Source organism: Methylosinus sp. R-45379, from assembly GCF_001644125.1.
Taxonomy (GTDB): Bacteria; Pseudomonadota; Alphaproteobacteria; order Rhizobiales; family Beijerinckiaceae; genus Methylosinus.
Genome location: NZ_LUUM01000026.1, coordinates 1 through 3,200 on the forward strand (window position 1 = coordinate 1; position 3,200 = coordinate 3,200).

Genomic DNA, 3,200 nt, shown 5'->3' on the forward strand with positions numbered 1-3,200 from the left:
ACAATATCCAATGGGGTAGTATATGGCAATCTATTGAGGGGTATCGAAAGCGTTTTTGGGCAGGACATGCCTTGCCTGAACGGACGATATACCCACCCTTAAGCACATTGATAGATTTCTTATATCAATCATTATATATAGGTAAATCAACAATTTATGTTTTTAATTCGGACCTGTAGCGGAGCCCTGCCCAGACGGATGACATCACTACCCTATAGAACTGTGGCGTCATGGCTCATCGGGCGTCGGTGGACTTTTCCTCCCAAATTCCGATCCCCTCCGCCGCCGCTTCGGCGGCCGCGCGCGCGATGGAGGCGCCGTCGAGCGTCAGGTCGGGGCCGATCTCCGCCAGTGGCTTCAGCACAAAAGCACGGGAAAACAGCTCCTTATGCGGCAAGGTGAGCTCAGGATCATCCATCGTATGATCGCCGAGAAAGAGAATATCGACGTCGATCAGCCGCGGCCCCCAGCGGCGAGTGGGCGTACGGCCCATATCGGCCTCTATCGTCTTGACCGCGGCGAGCAGCTCATAGGGCGACAGACGGGTCCAGCCGAGCGCGCAGGCGTTGGCGAAATCGCCCTGATCGAGATCGCCCCAAGGGGGCGTCCGATAGATGCGCGAGACAGCGTCGAGGCGCGCGATCCCACGCTCCCCGACCAGCGCGACCGCGCGCCGAATATTGGCGGGCTTGTCCCCGAGATTGCTGCCGAAGCCAAAGCCGACCCGCGTCTCAGCCGTCGTCATATGCGTCCTTTTCCCTGTGTCAGAGTGTCGAGCACGGCGAAGGCCGCCCGGTGCTCGGCGGCGTCGTGGACGCGGAAAATCCGCGCGCCCTCCAGCGCCGCGATCAGATTCGCCGCCACTGTGGCGATGAGGCGCGCATCCACCTCGGCGCCGAGCAACGCGCCGAACAAGCGTTTTCGCGACACGCCGATGAGCACCGGCCGCCCGAATCGCATGAGCTGCCGAACCCCGCGCAGCGCCGCGAAATCCTGCTCCCGCGTCTTGCCGAAGCCGACGCCCGGATCGAGAATCACGCGCGATTCCGGCACGCCGGCGGCGGCGGCGATCTCCAGCGAACGCTCGAAAAAGCCGAGCATGTCCGAGACGATGTCGATATCGGGCGCGACCTCGGCGCGATTATGCATGACGACGACGCCGGCGCCGGCCTCCGCGATTGCCGGAGCCATATCGGGGTCGCGCTGCAGGCCCCAGATATCATTGATGATCGTCACGCCGGCCGCGAGCGCCCGGCGCGCCGTCTGCGCCTTATAGGTGTCGATGGAGACCGGAACGCCGCATTGCGCGACCAGCGTCTCGAGCAGCGGCGCGAGGCGCGTCCACTCTTCGTCGGCGGTCAGCGGCGTATGGCCTGGGCGGGTCGATTCGGCGCCGACATCGACAATGTCCGCGCCGTCGGCGGCGAGCTTTTGCGCCTGCGCCAGCGCGGCCTGCGGCGCGAAGAAGCGGCCGCCGTCGGAAAAGGAATCGGGCGTCACATTGACGATGCCCATGATGACCGGCCGCGCCGCGACGAGCGAAAAGAATCGCTCGCGCGACGATTCAATCGTCGTCGTCACTCTGGTCTCCGGGGATGAGCCTGTCAGTCGTATTTGATATAGGCGAAGCGCTGGTCGGTCTCGGGCGTGCCCTCGAGCGCGCCGCCCTCCTTGCCGGGACGCCAGGACACGACGTCCTCGATCTTGTGCGCCAGCTCGAAATCCTTGTCGGTCACGCCCTTGGCCGTATGGGTCATCAGCTTCACCTCGACCCATGCGTAGGAGGCGGCTATGTCGGGATGGTGCCAGGCGGCCTCGGCCAGATGGCCGACCGTGTTGACGACCATCAGCGTGCCCTTCCAGCCGTGGGTCTTGAACTTGCGGCGAATCCAGCCGTTCTCGAGCCGCCAATTCGGCAGCTCGGCGGCGAGGCGGGCTGTTATCTCTTCTGGCGAATATGCGCGCTCCTCGGCGGCCATGGCGTCCCCCTCTCTCGCTCGTTCGTTCTCGCGCGTCCGCCCGGACGAGCTCCTGTTCACCGGACGAGCTCTCGTTCACTGCACGAGCTCTTGTTCACTGCACAAGCTCTTGCCTTCGCACGCGCGGCGCCTTACTCGGCCTAGTCGAATGCGCGCGAGCCCCGTCGACAACGGCGTGAAACCGCGCCGGGAAGCGAGATATAGCGGATATTCCGCATAAAGTCCGAAAATGAGGCTCCATGCCGATCAGCGTGAGCGTCGTCGCCGCGGCGAGATTGCATCTCGGCTTCTTGGACATGAATGGCGCGCTCGGCCGCAAATTCGGCGGGCTCGGCCTCTCCATAGACGCGCCGGCGACGCGGTTGACGCTGCAGCCGGCTGAAAAGATGGAGGCTTCCGGTCCGGACGCCGAACGCGCGCTCGCTTTGCTCGAAAAGGCGACCGCCGCGCTCGCGCCGGGCAAGCGCTATCGGCTCGACATTGGCGAGGCGATCCCACCGCATTCGGGCCTCGGCTCGGGCACGCAGCTGGCGCTGGCCATAGCCGCCGCGCTGCGCCGCCTCGAAGCCATGCCTCAGAATGTGGAGGCGGACGCCGCTCTGCTGCAACGCGGCGCGCGCTCCGGGCTCGGGGCGGGGCTGTTCACGCGTGGGGGGCTCGTGGTCGACGGCGGCCGCGGCGCCGATACGATGACCCCGCCGGTGGTCTCGCGCCTCGCTTTTCCGGAAGATTGGCGCATTCTCCTCGTCTCGGACCCGGCCTCGATCGGCCTGCATGGCGCCGAGGAGCGCAAGGCCTTCGCCGAGCTGCCGCCCTTCTCGGAGGAGGATGCGGGGAAATTGTGCCGGCTGGTGCTGATGCAGGCGCTACCGGCGGCGGCGGAGGCGGATTTCTCGGGCTTCGGCGCGGCGATCACCGCCATTCAGGCGATCGTCGGGGATTATTTCGCGCCAGCGCAGGGCGGGCGGCGCTTCACCAGCGCGGCGGTCGAAGCTCTGCTCGCACGGCTGGCGCAAGGCGGCGCGACCGGCCTCGGCCAGACCTCCTGGGGGCCGACCGGCTTCGCCTTCGCGCGCGGCGAAGCGGAAGCGCGCCGCCTCGAGGCTCTGGCGCGCGGCGCGGCGGAGGCGAGCGGATTGACGCTCGCCGTCGTCGCGGGCTCCGATCGGGGCGCGCGCATAGACGCGGTCTAGAGCGTTATCCGATCCAATTGGATCGGAT

Annotated in this window: 4 protein-coding genes; 1 reads left to right on the forward strand and 3 read right to left on the reverse strand. The window is 66.1% G+C overall.

All coding sequences use genetic code 11. The annotated features are described in order from the left end of the window. Positions 1-235: 235 nt before the first annotated feature. The 3 genes from folK to A1351_RS02020 all read right to left on the reverse strand — a co-directional run bounded on the left by folK (position 236) and on the right by A1351_RS02020 (position 1,979). Positions 236-745 (reverse strand): 2-amino-4-hydroxy-6-hydroxymethyldihydropteridine diphosphokinase, encoded by a 510-nt coding sequence (gene folK / locus A1351_RS02010; RefSeq protein ID WP_024880989.1) that lies wholly within the window; start codon positions 743-745, stop codon positions 236-238. Continuing rightward, positions 742-1,515: a dihydropteroate synthase gene (gene folP / locus A1351_RS02015; RefSeq protein WP_198162196.1), complete on the reverse strand. Its 774-nt coding sequence runs from the start codon at positions 1,513-1,515 to the stop codon at positions 742-744. The genes folK and folP overlap by 4 nt, the downstream gene beginning before the upstream one ends. 89 nt (positions 1,516-1,604) lie before the next feature. Beyond that, complete coding sequence (locus A1351_RS02020; protein WP_064032017.1) at positions 1,605-1,979, reverse strand: 4a-hydroxytetrahydrobiopterin dehydratase; 375 nt, start codon at positions 1,977-1,979, stop codon at positions 1,605-1,607. 239 nt (positions 1,980-2,218) lie between these two features. Here A1351_RS02020 and A1351_RS02025 point away from each other — a divergent pair, with 239 nt between their 5' ends. Continuing rightward, a complete protein-coding gene (locus A1351_RS02025; RefSeq protein ID WP_024880992.1) occupies positions 2,219-3,172 on the forward strand; it encodes a beta-ribofuranosylaminobenzene 5'-phosphate synthase family protein in 954 nt (317 codons plus the stop codon). The last annotated feature ends 28 nt before the right edge of the window (positions 3,173-3,200 follow it).

Bases quoted from the DNA above. Each gene is read 5' to 3' on its own strand.
- folK (WP_024880989.1), bottom strand. From the start codon at position 745: ATGACGACGGCTGAGACGCGGGTCGGCTTTGGCTTCGGCAGCAATCTC.
- folP (WP_198162196.1), bottom strand. From the start codon at position 1,515: ATGGGCATCGTCAATGTGACGCCCGATTCCTTTTCCGACGGCGGCCGC.
- A1351_RS02020 (WP_064032017.1), bottom strand. From the start codon at position 1,979: ATGGCCGCCGAGGAGCGCGCATATTCGCCAGAAGAGATAACAGCCCGC.
- A1351_RS02025 (WP_024880992.1), top strand. From the start codon at position 2,219: ATGCCGATCAGCGTGAGCGTCGTCGCCGCGGCGAGATTGCATCTCGGC.